The following is a 20,119-nucleotide window of genomic DNA, read 5'->3' as shown; positions in this document are numbered from 1 at the left end:
TGCATGATCCGCACCCTTCTGGCAGCTCCGCTTATGTTTGGCGCCGCGCTGATCGCAAGCCCAGTGCTTGCCGACACGCTCGTCTATAATGTCGATGGCGTCACGATCGACGAGAACGGCGACGTGAAGCGCTTCACCAGCCTCGTCTTCGACGATGACGGCATCATTACCCACACGCTCGAACGCGGCGAGGAACGCCCCGAAGATATCGACTTTGCAATGGATGGCGCAGGTCAGGTCATGCTGCCGGGCATGATTGACGCGCATGTCCATGTGATGGGAATCGGCGTTGGCGCGCTTACGCTGGACTTGTCCGACACGAACAGCCTCGAAGAAGCGCTCGCCAAGATCGCCCTGTTCGCCGAGGAAAACCCTGGACGACCATGGATATTGGGTCGCGGCTGGAATCAGGAGAAATGGGGCCTTGGCCGCTTCCCCACCGCCGCTGAATTGGATGCCGTCGTTTCGGATCGCCCGGTCTGGCTGAGCCGCGTCGATGGCCATGCGAGCTGGGCCAACACGATGGCGATCGAGGAAGCTGGGGTCACAGCCGAAACCCGCGATCCTGAAGGCGGACGCATCATCCGCACCGCCAGTGGCGCACCTGAAGGCGTGTTCGTCGACAATGCCGAAACACTCGTCAATTCCATCGTTCCCGCCCCTCGACCCGAAGACCGCGACGCCGCGCTTGCCATGGCTCAGGAGCGCTTGCTCGCCAATGGCATTACCGCGGTTGCCGATATGGGCATCGGGATAGAGGACTGGCAGACTTTCCGCCGCGCGGGCGACAACGGAACCTTGCGCATCCGGATCATGGCTTATGCCAATTCGGTTGAATCGATGGAGCTGATCGGCGGCCCGGGTCCGACCCCATGGCTTTACGAAGACCGGCTGCGCATGGGCGGGATCAAGATCTATGTCGACGGCGCGCTCGGCTCACGCGGGGCGATCCTGAAAGAACCCTATGACGACGAGCCGGGTACAAGCGGCCTTGCGCTCATCACGCCCGCGCAGCTGCGCAACCGGATGAGCCTCGCCGCGCTCAACAATTTCCAGACCGCCGTCCACGCCATCGGCGATGCTGCGAATGCGGACGTATTGCTCGCCATTGCGGAGCTGTCAGAAACCTATACCGGCGACCGGCGCTGGCGGATCGAACATGCGCAGATTGTCGATGTCGAAGACCTTGCCAGATTTGGCGAACACGGGGTGATCGCTTCGATGCAGCCCCTCCACCAAACCTCGGACCGCACAATGGCAGAAGCCCGGCTGGGCGAAGACCGGCTGGGCGGCGCCTATGCCTGGCGCAGCGTGCTCGAAGTTGGAGGGCGGCTGGCATTCGGCTCGGATGCTCCGGTTGAACCTGCAGACGCATTTGCCGGCCTCGCGGTTGCGATCAGCCGGACGGATGCGGATGGTCAGCCCTTTGGCGGCTGGCGCTCGCAAGAAGCGATCAACCGCCAACAGGCACTCGCCGCCTTCACATCGGACGCAGCTTTTGCCGGTTTCGCAGATGGGCGATTCGGGCGTTTGATCCCGGGCGAGCGCGCAGACTTCCTTTTCGTCGACCGCGATCCGATGCTTGCTTCGCCCACCGACATCCGAGAAACCGAAATCCGCGAAGTCTGGGTAGGCGGCCAGCGCGTCTTCGCCCGTTAGCAAGATTTCTCCTTAACGGGATTCGGAGGCCAGACTACGTACTACTGCGTAGGTACTTGAATTAACGTGATTTTTTGGTATCTCGTGCGTTCAAGCTAATGCTTTGCGGGCGCGCCCGTTCGCAATTCTGGCAGAACAAAACGCTTTATAAGTGACCCCCAAGGAGACCAATCGATGAAAATTCGCACCATCGCCCTCGCTGCAGGAGCGCTCTCGCTCATGGCATCGCCTGCCATTGCTGAAGCCGCATTCGAACGCGCCAGCGCGCCGCTTGAAGGTGAGAGCGAACTTGAAGGCAACGCGTCCTACCTTTTTGCAATCCTTGGTGCAGCCGCGGTTGTCGGCGGAATCATCGTCGCCTCCAGCAATGATGATGACACGCCGACCAGCCCGTAACTTTCTCGTCTTCTGGAACTTCCTCAAAGGGCCTCGATTACGGGGCCCTTTTCTTTTGTCAGAGCAGGCAAGCTCTTTTCCTATTTGCCAGTCAGAGCATTGTCCTCTGCGGATTGATCGGCATCAACCTCAGCCTGCTTGCGCGAACCCCGCTCCTGAAACCGCATCAGGAGCAGCGAGCCTTCGAACAGAACCAATAGCGGCAGCGCAAGAATGACCTGACTGCCCGGATCAGGCGGTGTCACTATCGCCGCAAGCGCGACCACGCCAACAATGACATAGCGCCGCGCGCCAGCGAGCTGTGACCGCGTCACGATGCCAGCGCGGTGGAGCAGCATCAGCAAGACAGGCAGCAGAAATGTCAGCCCGAAGGCTAGAATGAACTGCATCACCAGGCTGAGATAGTCACCTGCCGCCGGAAGCGCCTGCACCTGAAGCCCGCCAGCCTCTCCTCCAAAACCGAGGAACCAACGAAACGCGGTGGGCATCACGACATAATAGGCAAGTGCAGCTCCGCCTAGGAACAGCACCGGCGTTGCAATAAGGAAGGGCAGAAAGGCCTTTTTCTCATTGGCATAAAGCCCCGGCGCGACAAATGCCCAGAGCTGGTTTGCAATGATCGGAAAGCTCAGCATGAATCCGGCAAACAGGCCAACTTTCAGCTCGACGAAGAAGATTTCAGGCAGCTTGGTGAAGATCAACTGCCCCTCCCCGTCAGGAAAGGCGTCTTTCAGTGGCTGAACAAGATAACCCAGGATCGGGTCGGCATAATAAAAGCACACCGCAAAGCCGATCATCAGCGCAATCACAGCGCGCACAAGCCGTGTTCGCAGCTCGATCAGATGGTCGAGCAGCGGCGCGCGGCTTTCGTCGATATCCTTGACTTCAAACGCCATCTATTCCGCATCCTTGGATGGCGCAGGCTTAGATGGAGCGCCATCACCAGGCGGCGTTTCGGGAGGCTTGGGGGGCACAGCCTTGGCGTTGGGCTCAGTGCTTACCGGAGGCGGTCCGGTCATGACCGGCTCACCCGCCTCGGCCTCGCTGGAAGCGGCAGAGCGCTTCATGATCGCCTCGTTCTGCGCCTTCCACTTTTTTTCCATGTCTTCGAGTTCAGCCTCGCGCACCATGGCATCGAGACCGGTGCGGAAATGGGCAGAAACCTTGCGCACTTTGCCAATCCAGCGCCCGGCAGTGCGCAGCGCGAGCGGAAGCTCTTTCGGCCCGATCACAAGGACCGCGACGATCACAATGACCAGCAGTTCCTGAAAGCCGATATCGAACATGGAGTGCCTTTGGAGCGCGCCCTAAAGCGCGACTGCGAATGGATCAGCTGGGAGTTTCGCTCTTTTCGCTAGCCTTCGTCTCGGCAGAAGCGGCGTCCTTTGCCGGTGCTTCGATCTGGGCCTTGGACGCTTCGCTTGCGCTATCGTCCTCGGTCATGCCCTTCTTGAAGCTCGAAATACCCTTGCCGAAGTCGCCCATCATCTCAGCAATTCGCCCGCGCCCGAAAAGGACGAGGATAACGAGCGCGATAATCAGAAGTTGAGGCCAGCCGATGCCCATGCGAAGTCTCTCTCAATTGCCCTTTCGGGGGGTGTCTTGACCTGAATATAGGCATGAAGACCCGCTCGCGCCAGTCGCACGTGACTTAGGCGGAAATTTCTAACCCTGCGTGCCCTCTTCGGCGTCCATCTCCGGCGTGTCAGGTGCGTCCTCTTCAACGGCTTCGCAATCCTGCGATTCTGTCTCTTCCGCCGCTGCTTCATCGTCCGACCCGCCCATTGCCTCCTCAAACGCGTCGTCAACCGGATCGAGCAGGCCGGTCGCTTTCAGCTCGTCCATGCCGGGAAGATCGCGGCGCGATTCGAGGCCGAAATGGTCGAGGAATTCTGGAGTGGTCGCATAGATCACGGGGCGGCCGGGCACTTCGCGGCGGCCCGCGAGCTTGATCCAGCCTGCCTCCATCAGCACATCGAGCGTGCCAGTGCTGGTCTGCACACCGCGGATCGATTCGATTTCCGCGCGGCTCACCGGCTCGTGATAGGCGATGATGGCAAGCACTTCGGTCGCTGCACGGCTGAGCCTGCGGACCTGCTCCTTTTCGCGGCGCAGGAGATGCGCCATGTCGGCGGCTGTCTCGAAATGCCAGCGCTTCCCGCGCTCCACCAATTGCACGCCGCGATTGGCATAATGCGCTTGCAAAGCTTGCAACGCGTCGCGGATCACCGGCTTTTCCAGATCGCCCAGATGCGCGGCAATCTGTTCGACGCTTAGCGGCTCGTCTGCGGCAAAAAGCGTCGCTTCTAGCCCGCGTTCGACCTCGTCAGGGACGTTCTGTGCATCCTCTGTCACGCTGTGGCCCCTTCTTTCAGACGGCGGATACGCAAGGGGGAGAACGCCTCTTCCTGCGCGATTTCCGCCCGGCCCTGCCGCGCCAGTTCAAGCGCGGCGACAAAGCTCGATGCGAGCGCGGATTTGCGCAGTTCGGGCTTCGCGTGTTTGGGCAGGAAGTCGCGCAGGTCCATCCAGTCGAGCGTCACGCCTAGCATTGCCGAAACCCGGTCGAGCGCGCTGTCGAGCGTCATCACCGGACGGTCCGATACGTGGTAGATGCGCGGCGCCGTGCGCGCCTTCACCTGACCATAGGCCTGGATCAGCGAATAGGCGTCCGAGCGCCACAGGGTCTTGCGATCGGTGCGCAGCCCCTCTGGCGCGCCGCGCAGGAAAATGTCGCGCCCGATCCGGTCGCGCGCCATCAGCCGGGCTGCCGCCTCGCGCATCGCTCCAAGCCGCTGGAGGCGCAATTGCAGGCGCAGCGCGAGCTCTTCGGGGCTTGGGTCTTCCTGCTCGTCCTTGGGCAGCAGCAGCGCGGATTTGAGGTAAGCGAGCCACGCCGCCATGACGAGATAATCCGCCGCCAGCTCCAGCCGCAAATCCTGCGCGCGCTCGATATAGGTGAGGTATTGATCCACCAATGAGAGGATCGAGATCGCGCGCAGATCGACCTTTTGCCGCCTTGCCAGATCGAGAAGCAGGTCGAGCGGACCCTCCCACCCGTCGAGCTCAAGATAAAGCGCGTCGTCGCCTGACTTTGCGCCTTGCCGCGCCACATCATCAGCAGGCCAGTTGTCTGGCATCTCCGCGGTCGGATCTCCCATTCCGGCGGCATCGCCGGTCAGCATGAAGCCGTCTTCGGTATCTTCAGCGCTCATGCCGCCTCTCCAGTCAGCGCCAGCAACGCGTCGCGTTTGGCGAGCAACTCGCCTTGTTCGTCAGCGATTGTGTCGGTGATGCGTGTGTCAGCTAACGCTCGATCAAGCCGGGTTGTAACCTCGGTCGACATCTCAGGAAGCACTTCGCAAATCCCCGTCATATCGTCGATCTTCGCCCAGCAATTGAGGATGATGTCACAGCCCGCCTGATGCGCGGCTGCGGCGCGTTCAGGGATCGAGCCGCCGAGCGCTTCCATATCGATATCGTCGGTCAGAAGCAGGCCGTCAAAGCCGATCTCGCCGCGAATGATGTCCTGAATGATCGTGCGCGAGAGTGTCGCCGGATCTTCTGTGTCCCAGACCGGAAATTTGAGATGGCCGGTCATACCGACCAGCGCCGAATTGAGCGAACGGAAAGGTGAGAGGTCATGCTCAAGCTCTTCGGCGCTCGCACGGACCGTCGGCATTTCCTTGTGCGTGTCGCACATGCTGCGACCGTGGCCCGGCATATGCTTGATGCATCCCGTGACGCCGCCTGCGCTCAATCCGTCAAGGATCCCTCGGCCAATCGCTGCGACCTGCATCGGATCGCTGCCAAGCGAGCGATCACCGATCACATCATGTGCGCCAGCCTGCCGAACATCGAGCGGAGGGTGGTAATCGACTGTGACCCCCATTGCCGACAGTTCGAGCGCCATCGCTTTTGCTCCTGCGCGGGCAGCTTCGATCGCGCTGGCGGGAGCAACAGCATAAAGCCGGTCAAACGCCTCACCCGCCGGATAGGAGGCCCATTGCGGCGGGCGTAGGCGAGCGACCCGTCCGCCTTCCTGATCGATCGAAACAAGCAGCTTTTCGCGCCCATGGATCGTGCGCAAATCGTCAGTCAAAGCGCGCAATTGTGCAGGGTTTTCGCAATTGCGCCCGAACAGGATGTAGCCCGCAGGATCAGCCTCGCGGAAGAACGCGCGCTCGTCATCGGTCAGGACCGGACCGGAACATCCGAAAATCGCCGGAATCATGTGCAAAGCCTTGCAGCGAGGGGACGATCAGGCAAGCGCGCTAACCTTTGATTTGCGCGATTTTGGGGGGAAATCTGGTGAGAAAGCGATGAATCGCGTCTCGTCGGTCATGCAGCGCGCGAGTTTAAGGTTTCACCTGACAATCAAGCCCGTCTGCACGCAGCGCCGCGCAAAGTTGATCGGCCGCTGCACGGTCGCTTGCAACCGCCTGAAGCCGGTAGACGGTGCCAATGTCGACAGTGCCTTCCTCGATCCGGTAGCGTGCGCCATCGAGCGCACTGGTGCGCCTGCGCAGATCGTTCCAGCCCTGCTCGGCACGAGCGCGCGAGCTGTAGGCTGCGAGCTGGACGCCCACGCCTGCTGTGCCGGTAGTCTCCCCAGAGCCACCCTCGCTGCCCTCTCCTCCGGCGCTATCGCCGCTTCCCGAATTGCCATCGGTGTCCATCACGCCTTCGCGCGTCCCGCCTTCGCCGACGACGGGAGCAACATTGCCAGTGCCATCGAATTCGCGGCCACCGGGATCTTCGGGACGTTCGCGGATCGGGCCTTCAGGCGCTTCGATAGTGCTACCATCGGCCACTTGCGCATCACCGCTGGAGCGGTTGGCGAAGTACCAGACGCCTGCGACAATCAGGCCAAGCAGAAGCAGTAGGACAAGCGCAAAGCCGACGATCTGCGCGGTGTCGATCCCGCCCGAACCTTCGTCTTCCTCGTCCGCTTCAAGCCATGGCAGGCTATCATCTTCCGACAGGTCAAGCTCGCCTTCGGTTCCCTCAACCTCTTCGTATTCGCCTTCGATGATCAACGAACCAGTTCCCCGTTACATGCGATCCACGGCTTCTACGCCCAGCACGCGAAGCCCATTGCGCAACACTTGCCCGATAGACTCCGCCAAGAAAAGCCGCGCGGCGGACAAAGCCTTGTCCTGTTTCAGGATGAACCGCTTTTCCAGGTCGGTGTTACCGAGGCTGTAAAAGGCGTTGAGGTCAGTTGCGAGGTCATAGAGGTAGAAGGCGATCCGGTGTGGTTCGCGCGCCTTTGCCGCAGATTCGATCTCGCGCGGGAATTGCGCAGCGCGGCGGATGAGGGTGATTTCCTCAGCGCCAAGCTGGCCAAGCGCCTCGGTTGACGGGGAAATTCCCTCATCTTCCAGCGCCTTGCGCAAGGTCGATTGGATCCGCGCATGGGCGTATTGGACGTACCAGACGGGGTTGTCCTTCGAGGCTTCGACCACTTTGGCAAAGTCGAAGTCCATCTGCGCCTCGGGCTTGCGGGTGAGCATAGTGAAGCGCACCACGTCCTTACCCACTTCCTCGATCATGTCGGCGATCGTAATGAAATTGCCCGAACGCTTGGACATTTTCACCGGCTCACCGCCGCGCATCAGCTGGACCATCTGGACCAGTTTTACGTCAAATGGAGTGGGCTCGCCCTTCCCTTCGGAAAGCGCTGCGACCGCTGCCTTGATCCGCTTGACCGTGCCGGCATGGTCAGCGCCCCAGATGTCGATCAGCTCATCGGCCTCGCCAGCCTTCTGCATATGATAGGCAAGGTCGGCGCCGAAATAGGTCCATTTGCCGTCCGATTTCTTGATCGGGCGATCCTGATCATCGCCAAATTTTGTCGAGCGGAACAGCGGCAGTTCGACCGGTTCCCAATCCTCTGGCGGAGCCTTGCCCTTGGGTGCTTCAAGAACGCCGTCATAGACGAGGTCATGCTCGCGCAGCCAAGCCTCGGCTGCGTCGGGTTTGCCTGCCGCGTGCAGAGCTGCCTCGGAGGCAAAGACATCGTGGTGGATGCCCAGCAGCGCGAGGTCGGATTTGATCAGCTCCATCATCCGCGCAACCGCTTCGGCGCGGAAAATGGCGAGCCATTCCTCTTCGGGCAGGTCTTTGTATTTGTCGCCGAACTCGCCAGCGAGCGCCTCGCCAACAAGCACCAGATAGGCGCCTGGATACAGCCCCTCGGGGATGTCGCCGATATTGTCGCCTAGCGCCTCGCGGTAACGCAGATGTGCCGAGCGCGCGAGCGTGTCGACCTGACCGCCCGCATCGTTGATGTAATATTCGCGCGTCACATCATGCCCGGCAAATTCGAGCAGGCTGGACAGCGCGTCGCCAACCACCGCGCCGCGGCAATGGCCCATATGCATCGGGCCAGTCGGGTTGGCCGAGACATATTCGACATTAACTCGCGTGCCCGCGCCCATGGCTGAGTGGCCATAAAGATCACCAAGCGCGTCAATCGCCTGCAACTCACTCAGCCACGCAGCCGGTTCGAGCCGGAGATTGATGAAGCCCGGCCCCGCGATTTCTGCACTGGTGATGCTGTCATGCGCTTCGAGCTTGGCGGCAATTGCCTCTGCAAGCGCGCGCGGATTGGTCTTTGCAGGCTTGGCCAGCACCATTGCGGCATTGGTCGCGAGATCGCCATGCGCGGGGTCTCGCGGCGGCTCTAGCGTGACGTTCTTGAACGAGGCATCGGCTGGCAAAGTGCCGTCGTCAACCAATGCGCCCAGCGCTTCTTCGACAATGCCCGTATAGGCGGCGTAAAGTGTTTTGTCAGACATAGAATACCTGTGCGCCCCCGCGCAGGCGGGAGCCTCCTTGCAGCACGCCCCAGCCTTTGCGGGGACTCACAGTTTTTTCAAGGACTCGCTTAACGCGTCGCGTTGTAGGCGAGCTGTTCTTCGGTCAGCTGGAAGCCGATCAGCATTTCAAAGCGCGTACGCGCAATCGCGGCACGAACTTCGGGAGCTGCAAGCGGATCGAGCGCCGCTTCGGGATCGCCGGCCCGTCGTCGCCGAGTAATCCGCTCGCGAATATCCTCGGGCAGGCTGGCTGCGGCGCGATCTACAAACGACCCGGCTCGCGCGCTTGCTTCGGCGCGTTCCTGCCCGTCGGCAAAGGTCAATGTGACTTCGCCCAGACGCTTGCTCTGCACTGCGCTGCCGCCTTGCAGCACGGTCACGAAATAGGGGATCGTCACAGTCCGGCTGCCGCGCACATCGGTGCGGCGGGCCTGAATATCGAACGTCGCCTCGGTATAGATGCGGTCGCTCGTGTCGTTGCAGGTCGAGCGCAGGTTGGTCATCGACGCCGAAACGTCGAGATTGGCCAAAGTCGGATCACCCGCCGTGCGGAATGTCGTGACATCGCCGGTATAGTCCGGAATGCCGACCGCCGGGCAAGTCGTCAGAACCGAGGTGATGCCGACGCCTTGATCGACCACCAGCTCACCCTCGCGCGCGCAGCCAGCAAGGGCAGCGACCAAAGCGATGGCAGGCAAAGCGCGGGTGCGAAACAACATTGAAATCCGTCCTTCGATATCGATCTTGTGCAGGTATCTCTTATCAGAATCCCGCATTTATCCTCGCCCTAGCGAGGCACGCGGCAAAGCGCTAGAGGCCATGGCATGAACGCACCCTTGCAAACGTCCGATAGTTCCAGTGCGGAACCGCTCAACCTGCTGATCGCGGCCCCGCGCGGCTTTTGCGCAGGGGTCGATCGTGCAATCGAAATCGTTGAAAAGGCGCTCGAGCGCTATGGCGCGCCGGTCTATGTCCGGCACGAAATCGTCCACAACAAATATGTGGTCGAGGGACTGAAGGCCAAAGGCGCGATCTTCGTCAAGGAATTGGACGAAGTGCCCACCGACGCGCCGGTTGTGTTCAGCGCGCATGGCGTTCCCAAAGCGGTCCCTGCCGAGGCAGAGCGGCGCAATATGGTTTATGTCGATGCGACCTGCCCGTTGGTATCGAAAGTCCACCGTCAGGCCGAGCGACAGATCGAAAAGGGCCGCCATATCATCTTTGTCGGCCATGCGGGGCATCCTGAGGTGATCGGGACGATGGGTCAGGTCGATCAGGGCCAGATGACATTGGTGGAGACAGTCGAGGATGTCGCAAAACTGGACTTCGCGACCGAAGAACCGCTCGCCTTTCTTACCCAGACGACACTGTCGGTCGACGACACCGCCGAAGTCATCGCCGCGCTCAAGGCGCGCTTCCCGCATATTCGCGGGCCGAAGGCTGAGGACATTTGCTACGCGACTTCTAATCGTCAGGCGGCAGTCAAGGAATTAGCCGAAGACTGCGACCTCCTGCTGGTTGTTGGCGCGCCGAATTCCTCCAATTCATTGCGGCTGGTCGAGGTTGCAGAGCGGCTGGGCACGCCGGGCAAGCTGATTCAGCGGGCCACGGAGATTGATCCTGCATGGCTTGAAGGCGTGACCACAATCGGGCTCACAGCGGGTGCTTCGGCTCCGGAAATTCTGGTGCGCGAGGTGGTGGATGCGCTGGCGAAACTGCGCCCCATACGCGAGCGGACTATCAAGACCACCGAAGAGCGCATGGTGTTCAAACTGCCACGCCAGCTCACCGAATAGGCAAGCGAGGGGCGAGCATATGGCGGTTTACACCCATCTAGGCGCTGAAGAGCTAGCTCGACTGATCGCGCATTACGACGTCGGCGATCTGGTCAGCGCCAAAGGCATTGCCGAGGGTGTGTCCAACTCCAACTGGCTGGTCGAAACGACCGGACCCGACGGGTCGGGCGCGCGGTACATCCTCACCATGTATGAACGCCGGATCACGCTTGAGGATCTGCCCTATTTCCTTGGCCTGCTCGATCACCTTTCGGCTAAGAACTGCCCGGTGCCGCGCACCATCCATGATCGCAGCGGAGCGGCGTTCCGGATGGTGGGAGACAAGGTGGTGGCGCTGATCGAGTTTCTGCCGGGCGTCTCACCCGATAGCGCCACTCCGGCACAGGCCTGCGCAATCGGAGTGGAGCTGGCGCGCATGCATTTGGCGAGCGCTGATTTTGACCGAAGCCGCGTCAACACGATGGGCTTTGCCGATAATCTCGCGGTGCTAGAGAAATGCGGGAGCGCGGGGCTTGCCTCGATCCACCCCGATCTGCCTGCGATCCTCGCTCCCGCGCGTGCAGCTGCAGCGCTCGACATGTCAGGCCTGCCGCGCACCAATATCCACGCCGATCTGTTCCCCGACAATGTTCTGATGCTCGGCGATGAAGTGACGGGCATGATCGACTTCTACTTCGCCTGCACCGACACAATGGCGCTTGATCTGGCGACCACCCATGCGGCGTGGTGCTTTGACGATGAAACAGGCGACTATGACGAAGCCAAGGGCAGCGCGCTGCTCGAGGGATACGAATCGGTGCGGAAGCTCGAAGAGTCCGAGCGCGCATTGCTTCCCGAAATCGCCAAAGGTGCTGCGCTGCGCTTTGTCGCCAGCCGCGCGGAGGACTGGCTCGACACGCCCGTCGATGCGCTTGTGACGCGCAAAGACCCGATGCAATTCGTCGCTCGCTGGCGCTTTTACGATGATAAGGGCGCGCAAATATTTGCGTGACTGCACGTTTGGCGCGAAGGGAGCGGCATGAACAGGGTCGAGATTTTCACCGATGGTGCGTGCAAGGGCAATCCCGGTCCGGGTGGCTGGGGCGCGCTGCTGCGCATGGGAGACCGCGAGAAAGAGCTTTCGGGCGCAGAAGCGGACACAACCAACAACCGGATGGAAATGACCGCAGTGATCAGGGCGCTATCGGCACTGACAAAGCCTTGCGCGGTCGATCTCTATTCAGACAGCAAATATGTAATCGATGGCATCACCAAGTGGATTCACGGCTGGCAAAAGCGTGGCTGGGTCAATGCAGCGAAAAAGCCGGTTGCCAATGCAGATCTGTGGCGAGAAATGATCGAAGCCACTGCGCGTCATGAGATTAGCTGGCACTGGGTAAAAGGCCATTCAGGCCACCCCGAGAACGAACGCGTCGATCAGCTAGCCAGCGACGAGGCTGAACGTATCGCCAGAGAATCCTAAGACACCGGCGCCTGAATGCGAAACGGGCGCACCACCCGAAAGGTAGCGCGCCCGCTTCAAAATCTGTGATTGTCCAGCTGGCTTAGCTGTTGTCTTCTACCGGAGCGCCGGGGCCATTCTTCTGGATCGAAGCGATGGCGTTCTTGGCGCTGTCCTTGCTCGAATAGCCTTCGGTCGAGAACATGATTTCGCTGTTGTACTTGAAGCGAACGCGGAACTCGCCTGCCTTGTCTTTGTAGATTTCAAACTTGTGAGCCATGTTTGGTTTTCCCTCTCGTGGTGTGAATCTCTTCGGAATGTATCTTACAGATAGAGAGCGCCGTGACTAGCCCGTCTGGAGCGCTTTCTGACGGACAAAGCGGGCCGGTGAGTAAATTGATGTATCAATTTGCGCCGTGAGCACGTCCGGCTCCAACCCCAGCATGATCTGCGCACCCAGCCTTGCGGCGGCGGGGGCGGTCTGGATGCCGAAGCCGCCTTGGCCTGCAAACCAAATGAAATCTTCAACAACCGGGTCGGGGCCATAGACCGGCAGCCGGTCTGGCGCGAAGCTGCGCAGGCCTGCCCAGCGACGCTCGACCGCCTCGATCTGCCAGTCAGTGACCTGCTGGAAAGTGTCGATGGCGCGCGCTACGTCAATCTCTTCGGGGGCAGCATCGCAAGGCGTGGTCGGAATCTCGTCATGCGGGCTGAGCCACAACCGGCCATTGTCGGATTTGAAATAGAAACGCCCCGAAATATCGAGCACCAAAGGCAGATCATCGGGCGCCTTGGGTTCAACCCGCAATTGCGCGACCGTGCGCCGCAAAGGTGTGATCCCGAGCGGCTGTGCGCCAGCGCGCGCGGCGATCGTATCGGCCCATGCACCAGCGGCGTTGACGATCTTAGCAGCCCGAAAGCTCTCGCCGCGCTGCGTGGTAATGCGCCATCCGCCCTGCTCGCGCGACAGATCTTCCACACGGGCACGGCAAACCAGATTGGCTCCTGCCTGTTTCAAGGCCCTGAGGTAGCGCTGATGCAGCCCCGCCACATCGATGTCTGAACAAACCGGCTCCCAGATTGCGTCGCACCAATCCTCACGCATATGCGGAGCGCGCGCGCACAGCCCCGCGCGATCCAAGCGTTCGATTGTCACTCCGGTCCCTGAAAACCGGTCGAAGAAACCGTCAATTGCCTGCCTGTCTTCGGCGCGGCCGACATAGAGCGCCCCGCGCTGCTTCAATAAGCCATTGTCGCGCAGGTAAGTACCGGAGGCGAGCGTCAGCGGAACCACGCCCGGCCCGCCATAACATTCCTCCCAGAACGCTGCCGAGCGTCCGGTGGAATGATAGCCCGGTGTATCTTCACCTTCGAGCACAAGCACTTTGGCATAGGGCGCGAGTTCGGCGGCGATGCTTGCGCCTGCCATCCCCGCCCCGATCACGGCAAAATCGTATAGCGGCTGATCCATTACGCTCCTGCCGGAGCCACTTCATCGAGGAAGGCAGCAATCTCTTCCATCATCCGCCCGCGCACTGCGTCCACCTCGCGCAGGATCTCGTGATGCGCTTCTTCGCCAAATTCATAGAGCCTGCCATTGGGCAAGCGTTCGGCCGCGCGGATATTGGCCGCGTGGCTGACCAGTTTATCCGATGTGGTCGAAACGATCAGCACCGGCACATCGACTTTTTCAAGCGCGCCGGGCGCTTCGAGCGCGCGCCAAGAGGCATAGGCGCGCTCGACCCAGCCCCAGCTCGCCGGACCCATAACCAGTTCAGGCCGTTTCTCACGCCAGAACTGCTCATCTTCGTAACGGTCATTGTCGTGAGTGAGCAGGCTGGCGCGATGTTTGGGCAGTTCCCCGGGCTTCTCGCTCCACTTCCACGCCTGCCGCATAGGCTCACCGAAGGAGGTCATCATCTTTGCCACCCCGTGCAAGACAGGCAGCGGCAACGGCGGGCCGTTCATGCCCAGCATTGGCGCGCTTAGCACCACCGCATCAGGCTCTATCCGTCCTTCGACCAGCGTGCGCATGATCAGATGGCCACCCATCGAATGGCCTGCGAGAATATGCGGGCCGGGCACTTCGGTGGTCCATTGCTTCCAGAAATGCGCAAGGTCATCGACCCATGTCAGGAAGTCATCGATATGGCCGGTAACCGCGTCCTTGCCCAGCCGACCGGAGCCTGCCTGTCCGCGCCAGTCTGAGCCGGTCACCCGCCAGCCCGCGCGGTGCCATTCTTCTAGTGTCTCAAGATATTTCTCATAAGCATCGCCGCGTCCGGGCAAGAACAGGACCGACCCGCGCGCAGTCGAGCCGCTTCCTTCACCCGGCCAATCGATCCGGCGCAAGACATGCCCGTCGGCAGCTGTCCAAGTGCTTTCGCTTGCAGCAGGAGGGATCACACGCCGGTCAATGATCGCAGGCATGTCAGCCACTGCCTCGTTCGCGTTGCTAATGAAATCTCTCCAGGTTTGGTTACTATTTGGTAAGCACTCGACTGTAGCACTCGCCTTCGAACTAACGACCGCACGGGACATTCGTTCGAGCGGCTCGCCTTTGGGGGCTACATGCTTACGACCTACATTTCCTACGGACTGCTGGTTGCCTTGGCAATTGCGCTGATCTTTGCCGCGATTACCGATATTCGCAGCCGTACGATAGCCAATTGGCTGAATGCAGGAATTGCGCTGGCAGCGCCGGTCTTCTGGTGGTCGAGCGGACTTGCGCTTTGGCCTGACGTAGCGATCCAGCTTGGGCTGGCATTGGGTGCCTTTGCATTTCTGGCCGGACTATTCGCAATCAACATGATGGGCGGCGGCGATGTGAAATTGCTGACCGCGCTCGCATTGTGGATTGCGCCATACACGTTTCTGAAATTGCTGATCGTCATGGCCATCGCAGGCGGCGCTCTGACGTTGGTGATGGGGATCCATCACATCTTCAAAAAGAAAAAAGAGCGGATCGCTGTGCCTTACGGGGTGGCGATCGCGGTTGGCGCTCTGTGGGTGCTTTACCCCAAACTCATCGCAGTTCCCTCATTTGCTTAGGAGCCGCTGTGAACCCGATTTTAACCAATTCGGACTTAACCAACGCAACCATACCCGCCCGCATATTCAATTGGGCCGACATTAGGGGGCTAAATAGCCATGGATAGGAAGAAACTGGTACTGCTGCTTGGTGCGCTGGTTGTAGCGATAGGCAGCGCATTCCTTGCGCGGAGTATGTTCGCCGGAGATGCAACGCCTGTTGCAGAAGCCGCGCCCGAACCTCAAGGCCCCAAGGTGCTGGTGGCGAACCGCGCTTTACCGGCTGGCACGATCATTACCGCTGATGCGATGGGTTACCAGATGTGGCCCGAAGAGCTCGTGCAGGACGCCTACTTCATCGAAGGCGAATCCGATATGAGCCAGCTGCTCGGCACTGTTGTGCGTTTTCCTGTCACTGCCGGTGAGCCTGTAACCCAGGGCTCGCTTGTCAGCCCTGGCGATCGCGGCTTCCTTGCTGCGGCGCTTGGCCCGGGCATGCGTGCTGTGACCGTTCCGGTGTCGGCCAAGACCGGTGTTGCCGGCTTTGTCTTCCCGGGCGACCGCGTTGACGTTGTTCTTACGCAATCCGTTGAAGGCGAAGGCCGCCCGCTCAAGGCTGCCGAAACCGTGCTGCGCAATCTGCGCGTGCTCGCCACCGACCAGACGACCGAGCAGGCCAGTGACGAAGAAGGCAACACGATTGTTCGGGCTTTCCGGACTGTGACGCTCGAAGTGACCCCGCAGATCGCGGAAAAGGTCGCCGTCGCCCAGACCATCGGCCAGCTCACCTTGGTGCTGCGTTCGATTGCCGACAATCAGGCTGAGCTTGAGCGTGCAATTGCATCGGGCGATATCAGCATTCCCGACGACGCTTCACCTGAAGAGGAAGAGCGCATCCTTCGCACCGCGATGGGTCAGCCGGTTGATAGCGGTTCGACTTTCTCGACCGGCGGCGATGTTTCGCGCTTTCAGCGTCGCAACATTCCCGCACAGGATGACGGCAACCGTCGTCCGCGCGTGACTGCACCCGCACCCGGCGTTCCGGCCACGGCCAATGGCGCTCCGCTGCGCACCGGCCCGACCGTTCGCGTCACCCGCGGCAAGGCTACGACTGAGGTGCCGGTAGGCGGCTCGATCAGCACTGCAACAGCAACCGGCGCTGGACAGGTCAGCCAGACCGCTCCGGCTGCCAGCGGCCTGACGATCCGTTGAAGGAAATGACCATGCCGATGCTTTTCAAACGCACAAATGTTGCTGCCGATATTCCGGCTGCAAACAAAAGGACATTCACAGGGGGTCCTAAAATGAAGGCCAAATCTTTCGCAAAAGCGTTGTTTGCTGGCGCGCTGGCTCTGCCCATGGTGGCAGCGCCGACCGGCACCGCAACCGCTCAGCAAGTCGTGAGCCCGAGCCAGGAAATTGTCCTGTCGATCGGCCGCGGTGAGCTGGTCACCATCCCTGGTTCAATGACCGATGTCTTCGTCGCAAACGAGAATATCGCTGACGTCCAGATCAAGTCGCAGCGCCAGCTTTATGTCTTCGGACGTGCTGGCGGTGAGACCACGATCTACGCCAGCAATGCTCGCGGTGATGTGATATTCTCAGCCAATATCCGTGTGGGTTCGAACATCGGCAGCATCGACCAGATGCTCGCTCTTGCCATGCCTGAAGCACAGGTCAGCGTCGCCACAATGGGTACGAACACCGTGCTTCTGACCGGCACTGTTGCCGCTCCTGAAGACGCAGCCGAGGCAGAGCGCCTTGTGCAGGCCTTCCTTGGCGATGATGCCAATGTAATCAGCCGCCTTCGCACGGCCACTCCTCTGCAGGTCAATCTGCAGGTGAAGTTTGCCGAAGTCAGCCGCAGTCTCGTCCGCGAGATTGGCAGCAATGTGACCACCTTTGACGCAGCAACCGGCGGTTTCCGCGGTGCGGTGGGAACCGGGCGTCAGCTTGGTTCGGGCACGTTCGACTTCCGCAATGGTCCGCTCGGCGTTGGCCCCGGTGTCGCAAACCCGGTCGTCGGCCCGTTCTTCGATCCGAACACCGGCCTGCCTATCCTTGACGCCAATGGCGATCCGCTGACCTTCACCGGTCCCGGTTTCAACACCAACGGTAATGGCACCACTCTGGGCGGTATTGGCCGCCTGTTCGGGCTCGACGTTCTCGGCGCGATGGACCTGTCCGAGCGCCTTGGCCTCATCACCACGATTTCGCAGCCAAACCTGACTGCGCTTTCGGGTGAGACCGCGACCTTCCTCGCTGGCGGTGAGTTCCCGATCCCGATTTCGCAGGGCCTCGGCAACGTCGCGATCGAGTATCGCAATTTCGGTGTGAGCCTTGCCTACACCCCGACCGTGCTGGCCAATGGCCGGATTTCGATCCGCGTGCGTCCGGAAGTGTCCGAGCTGTCGAGCCAGGGCGCTGTAACGCTCAACGGCTTTCAGGTCCCTGCGCTTACGATCCGCCGCACTGAAACGACTGTGGAGCTGGGTTCCGGCCAGAGCTTCATGATCGCCGGTCTGCTCAGCAACAATGCGCAAAACTCGCTCGATAAGGCTCCCGGCCTTGGCGATGTTCCGATCCTCGGCAACTTGTTCCGTTCGCGCTCCTTCCGTCGCGGCGAAACCGAGCTGGTGATCGTGGTCACGCCCTATCTGGTGCAGCCGGTGAACGCGAATGAGATTCGCCTGCCGACCGATGGCTACCACTCCGCGAACGAGTTCGAACAGCTCCTCACCTACCGCGATAATGCGGGTGAAAGCGGCGAACAACGCCCCGGCCCGACCGCTGCTGATCAGGAAGCTCCGCTGCCTGACGTCAGCAATGCCGACCCGGCAGCGATCGTGCCAAACAGCCCGCAACCTCAGCCGCGCCGCGCGGATGAGAACCGCAACCGCAATCGGGACCGTCAGGCAGATGCCGCCGCTCCCGGTTTCAGCCTCTAAGCCATCCGCGAAAGGTTCAAGACAATGAACATTGCACGTAACAGCAAATTGATGGGCGCAGTTGCCCTCTCGCTCGGCCTCGCAGTGGCAGGTTGCGGCGGCATGGCCACCAACACCTCGCTCTACAGCCTTAAACAGCCGGTTGTTGAGCGCACCAACTACACGATGGATATCGACACCAACCGTTCCGGTCTGGCTATCTCTGAACAGCAACGCCTCAATGGCTGGTTCGAAACTCTCGACCTTGGCTATGGTGACCGTGTTGCGATCGAAGATCCAACCGCGAACCCGGCGGTGACTGAAGCAGTCAACTCGCTTGCGGGCCGTTACGGTCTGATTGTCAGCGCGGTTGCTCCGACCACTTCGGGCGTTCTCCAGCCGGGTCAGGCGCGCGTCGTCATCACCCGCTCGAGCGCTGCGGTTCCGGGCTGCCCTGACTGGTCAGCACAGGCCGATAGCAACTATCTCAATGCAACCAGCCCCGGCTATGGCTGCGCCGTCAACAGCAACCTTGCTGCGATGGTCGCCAATCCGGAAGACCTCCTGGAAGGTCAACGCGGCTCGGGCGAGACCGTCGTCGCCACCGGCACGCGGGCTATCCAGACTTATCGCGATGCCGCACCGACCGGCGCTGGCGGACTTCAAAACGCAACTGGAGGAAACTGATCCATGAACGCTCCTTGGAAATCGGGTCTTCCCGGCAATCGTGACGCCTTTGCCGCCTATATCTGCGACGATGCCGCGCTCGATGTGCTGCGTCCGGTCGTCATCGAAATGGGCTGGCAGCCTGAGAAGTGCAACAAAGGCGGCCTTCGCAATGCGATCCAGTCGCTTTCGGTTAGCGCAAGCCCTGCAATCCTGATCGTCGATCTGTCGGAAAGCGGCGACCCGCTTAACGACATCAACGCTCTGGCAGAGGTCTGCGAGCCCGGCACGGTCGTGATTGCGGTCGGTCAGGTCAACGATGTGCGCCTCTATCGCGATCTGCTCGCCAGCGGCATTCACGACTATCTGCTGAAACCGCTGAACGCTCAGGCAATCCACGATGCGCTTAACGGTGCACTGGCTGTCTTTACCGCTCCCAAAGGCAGCGATGGCGAAGCGGTCAAGCGTCACATCTCGACTGCAGTTGTCGGCACGCGCGGCGGCGTTGGCGCTTCGACGCTGGCGACTTCGCTTGCGTGGTTGTTCAGTGATCACCATCAGGCGCCTACTGCATTGCTCGATCTCGACGTGCATTTCGGCACGGGCGCTCTCGCGCTCGATCTGGAGCCGGGTCGCGGTCTGACCGACGCAATCGACAATCCAAGCCGTATCGACGGGTTGTTCATTGAACGCGCCATGATCCGCGCCAATGACAACCTCTCGATCCTGTCGGCAGAGGCGCCGATCAGCCAGCCGCTGATGACCGATGGCGCGGCCTTCGTTCAACTGGAGGAGGAATTCCGCCAGGCGTTCGAAATGACCGTCATCGATCTGCCGCGCAACATGCTGATCAACTTCCCGCATCTGCTGGCTGACGTGAACCTTGTGCTGCTGACTTGCGAGCTCACGCTGGCATCGGCGCGCGACACGATCCGTATCCTGTCGTGGCTCAAGACCAACGCTGCCCACGCGCATCCGATGATTGTTGCCAACAAGGCGCAGCCGGGCGTTGCAGAGATCAGCAAGGCCGATTTCGAAGCGTCGATCGAACGCAATATCGACATCCTCGTCCCTTACGATGTGAAGGCCGCTTCGAACGCTGCCAAGCTCGGACAGGTGTTCGTGGAAGCCAACAAATCGTCCAAGGCGACGGTTGCTATCAAGCAACTTGCCGAACGCATTATGGGCGCGAGCGAGGAAGATCTCTCGGCCATCACCGAAGAGAAGAAATCGCTGCTCGGCGGGTTCGACTTCAAGAACCTGCTGTCGAAGAAGGACAAGTCCGAAGCCCAGGTGGCTGAATAGGCAGGGTGACATGGGTGCGTTTGCCGAATGCGGGCACACCCTCCCCTTTCTTTTCTAACCGGCACCAATCAGTTT

General features: G+C 60.7%; 22 protein-coding genes. 10 read left to right on the top strand and 12 right to left on the bottom strand.

Annotation, left to right across the window (positions count from 1 at the left end; translation table 11 throughout):
• The first annotated feature begins 3 nt into the window (after window positions 1-3).
• A complete protein-coding gene (locus Q0887_RS00685) occupies window positions 4-1,659 on the top strand; it encodes an amidohydrolase family protein (RefSeq protein WP_299191464.1) in 1,656 nt (551 codons plus the stop codon).
• A 174-nt stretch (window positions 1,660-1,833) separates the two neighbouring features.
• Window positions 1,834-2,055 carry a hypothetical protein gene (locus Q0887_RS00680; protein ID WP_299191463.1) on the top strand — a complete coding sequence of 74 codons (222 nt, stop codon included), beginning with the start codon at window positions 1,834-1,836 and terminating at the stop codon, window positions 2,053-2,055.
• Window positions 2,056-2,135: 80 nt separating this feature from the next.
• On the opposite strand, the gene tatC is transcribed toward Q0887_RS00680, so the two are convergent.
• The 9 genes from tatC to Q0887_RS00635 form a co-directional block, all read right to left on the bottom strand.
• A complete protein-coding gene (tatC, locus tag Q0887_RS00675; protein ID WP_299191461.1) occupies window positions 2,136-2,951 on the bottom strand; it encodes a twin-arginine translocase subunit TatC in 816 nt (271 codons plus the stop codon).
• Complete coding sequence (gene tatB / locus Q0887_RS00670; RefSeq protein ID WP_299191460.1) at window positions 2,952-3,341, bottom strand: Sec-independent protein translocase protein TatB; 390 nt, start codon at window positions 3,339-3,341, stop codon at window positions 2,952-2,954.
• A 43-nt stretch (window positions 3,342-3,384) separates the two neighbouring features.
• On the bottom strand, window positions 3,385-3,621 hold the full coding sequence (gene tatA / locus Q0887_RS00665) for a twin-arginine translocase TatA/TatE family subunit (protein ID WP_299191458.1): 237 nt from the start codon (window positions 3,619-3,621) through the stop codon (window positions 3,385-3,387).
• A gap of 99 nt (window positions 3,622-3,720) precedes the next feature.
• On the bottom strand, window positions 3,721-4,410 hold the full coding sequence (gene scpB, locus Q0887_RS00660) for an SMC-Scp complex subunit ScpB (protein ID WP_299191456.1): 690 nt from the start codon (window positions 4,408-4,410) through the stop codon (window positions 3,721-3,723).
• Window positions 4,407-5,195, bottom strand: coding sequence for a ScpA family protein (locus Q0887_RS00655; protein ID WP_299195150.1), 789 nt, complete (start codon window positions 5,193-5,195; stop codon window positions 4,407-4,409). Before Q0887_RS00655 ends, scpB begins: the two co-directional genes overlap by 4 nt.
• A 71-nt stretch (window positions 5,196-5,266) precedes the next feature.
• Window positions 5,267-6,289 (bottom strand): beta-N-acetylhexosaminidase, encoded by a 1,023-nt coding sequence (gene nagZ, locus Q0887_RS00650; RefSeq protein ID WP_299191455.1) that lies wholly within the window; start codon window positions 6,287-6,289, stop codon window positions 5,267-5,269.
• Between the two features lie 124 nt (window positions 6,290-6,413).
• Window positions 6,414-7,094 carry an SPOR domain-containing protein gene (locus Q0887_RS00645; protein WP_299191453.1) on the bottom strand — a complete coding sequence of 227 codons (681 nt, stop codon included), beginning with the start codon at window positions 7,092-7,094 and terminating at the stop codon, window positions 6,414-6,416.
• 15 nt (window positions 7,095-7,109) lie between these two features.
• On the bottom strand, window positions 7,110-8,858 hold the full coding sequence (gene argS / locus Q0887_RS00640; RefSeq protein ID WP_299191451.1) for an arginine--tRNA ligase: 1,749 nt from the start codon (window positions 8,856-8,858) through the stop codon (window positions 7,110-7,112).
• Window positions 8,859-8,947: 89 nt separating this feature from the next.
• On the bottom strand, window positions 8,948-9,598 hold the full coding sequence (locus Q0887_RS00635) for a hypothetical protein (RefSeq protein WP_299195148.1): 651 nt from the start codon (window positions 9,596-9,598) through the stop codon (window positions 8,948-8,950).
• A 105-nt stretch (window positions 9,599-9,703) separates the two neighbouring features.
• On the opposite strand from Q0887_RS00635, the gene ispH reads away from it, so the two are divergent.
• From ispH to rnhA, 3 genes are read left to right on the top strand one after another with little or no spacing between them, the layout of a single operon-like run.
• Window positions 9,704-10,675, top strand: coding sequence for a 4-hydroxy-3-methylbut-2-enyl diphosphate reductase (gene ispH, locus Q0887_RS00630; RefSeq protein ID WP_299191449.1), 972 nt, complete (start codon window positions 9,704-9,706; stop codon window positions 10,673-10,675).
• Window positions 10,676-10,694: 19 nt separating this feature from the next.
• A complete protein-coding gene (locus tag Q0887_RS00625; RefSeq protein ID WP_299191447.1) occupies window positions 10,695-11,666 on the top strand; it encodes a homoserine kinase in 972 nt (323 codons plus the stop codon).
• A 27-nt stretch (window positions 11,667-11,693) separates the two neighbouring features.
• Window positions 11,694-12,137: a ribonuclease HI gene (gene rnhA, locus Q0887_RS00620; RefSeq protein ID WP_299191445.1), complete on the top strand. Its 444-nt coding sequence runs from the start codon at window positions 11,694-11,696 to the stop codon at window positions 12,135-12,137.
• Between the two features lie 82 nt (window positions 12,138-12,219).
• On the opposite strand, the gene Q0887_RS00615 is transcribed toward rnhA, so the two are convergent.
• The 3 genes from Q0887_RS00615 to Q0887_RS00605 all read right to left on the bottom strand — a co-directional run bounded on the left by Q0887_RS00615 (window position 12,220) and on the right by Q0887_RS00605 (window position 14,546).
• The gene (locus Q0887_RS00615; RefSeq protein WP_190787999.1) at window positions 12,220-12,396 is read right to left on the bottom strand and encodes a YegP family protein; all 177 of its coding nucleotides are present in this window, start codon (window positions 12,394-12,396) and stop codon (window positions 12,220-12,222) included.
• A gap of 66 nt (window positions 12,397-12,462) precedes the next feature.
• A complete protein-coding gene (locus tag Q0887_RS00610) occupies window positions 12,463-13,587 on the bottom strand; it encodes an FAD-dependent oxidoreductase (RefSeq protein WP_299191442.1) in 1,125 nt (374 codons plus the stop codon).
• Window positions 13,587-14,546: an alpha/beta hydrolase gene (locus Q0887_RS00605; RefSeq protein ID WP_299191440.1), complete on the bottom strand. Its 960-nt coding sequence runs from the start codon at window positions 14,544-14,546 to the stop codon at window positions 13,587-13,589. Before Q0887_RS00605 ends, Q0887_RS00610 begins: the two co-directional genes overlap by 1 nt.
• Before the next feature lie 141 nt (window positions 14,547-14,687).
• On the opposite strand from Q0887_RS00605, the gene Q0887_RS00600 reads away from it, so the two are divergent.
• The 5 genes from Q0887_RS00600 to Q0887_RS00580 all read left to right on the top strand — a co-directional run bounded on the left by Q0887_RS00600 (window position 14,688) and on the right by Q0887_RS00580 (window position 20,044).
• Window positions 14,688-15,167 (top strand): prepilin peptidase, encoded by a 480-nt coding sequence (locus Q0887_RS00600; protein ID WP_299191439.1) that lies wholly within the window; start codon window positions 14,688-14,690, stop codon window positions 15,165-15,167.
• Between the two features lie 99 nt (window positions 15,168-15,266).
• On the top strand, window positions 15,267-16,358 hold the full coding sequence (gene cpaB, locus Q0887_RS00595) for a Flp pilus assembly protein CpaB (RefSeq protein WP_299191437.1): 1,092 nt from the start codon (window positions 15,267-15,269) through the stop codon (window positions 16,356-16,358).
• 146 nt (window positions 16,359-16,504) lie between these two features.
• Window positions 16,505-18,094 carry a type II and III secretion system protein family protein gene (locus tag Q0887_RS00590; RefSeq protein WP_299195145.1) on the top strand — a complete coding sequence of 530 codons (1,590 nt, stop codon included), beginning with the start codon at window positions 16,505-16,507 and terminating at the stop codon, window positions 18,092-18,094.
• Window positions 18,095-18,118: 24 nt separating this feature from the next.
• Window positions 18,119-18,760 (top strand): CpaD family pilus assembly protein, encoded by a 642-nt coding sequence (locus Q0887_RS00585; protein ID WP_299191435.1) that lies wholly within the window; start codon window positions 18,119-18,121, stop codon window positions 18,758-18,760.
• Between the two features lie 3 nt (window positions 18,761-18,763).
• Window positions 18,764-20,044, top strand: coding sequence for a pilus assembly protein CpaE (locus Q0887_RS00580; protein WP_299191433.1), 1,281 nt, complete (start codon window positions 18,764-18,766; stop codon window positions 20,042-20,044).
• Window positions 20,045-20,119: the final 75 nt, after the last annotated feature.

This window comes from uncultured Erythrobacter sp., assembly GCF_947492365.1.
Lineage (GTDB): Bacteria > Pseudomonadota > Alphaproteobacteria > Sphingomonadales > Sphingomonadaceae > Erythrobacter.
This window is presented reverse-complemented; position numbering and strand designations above follow the sequence as displayed.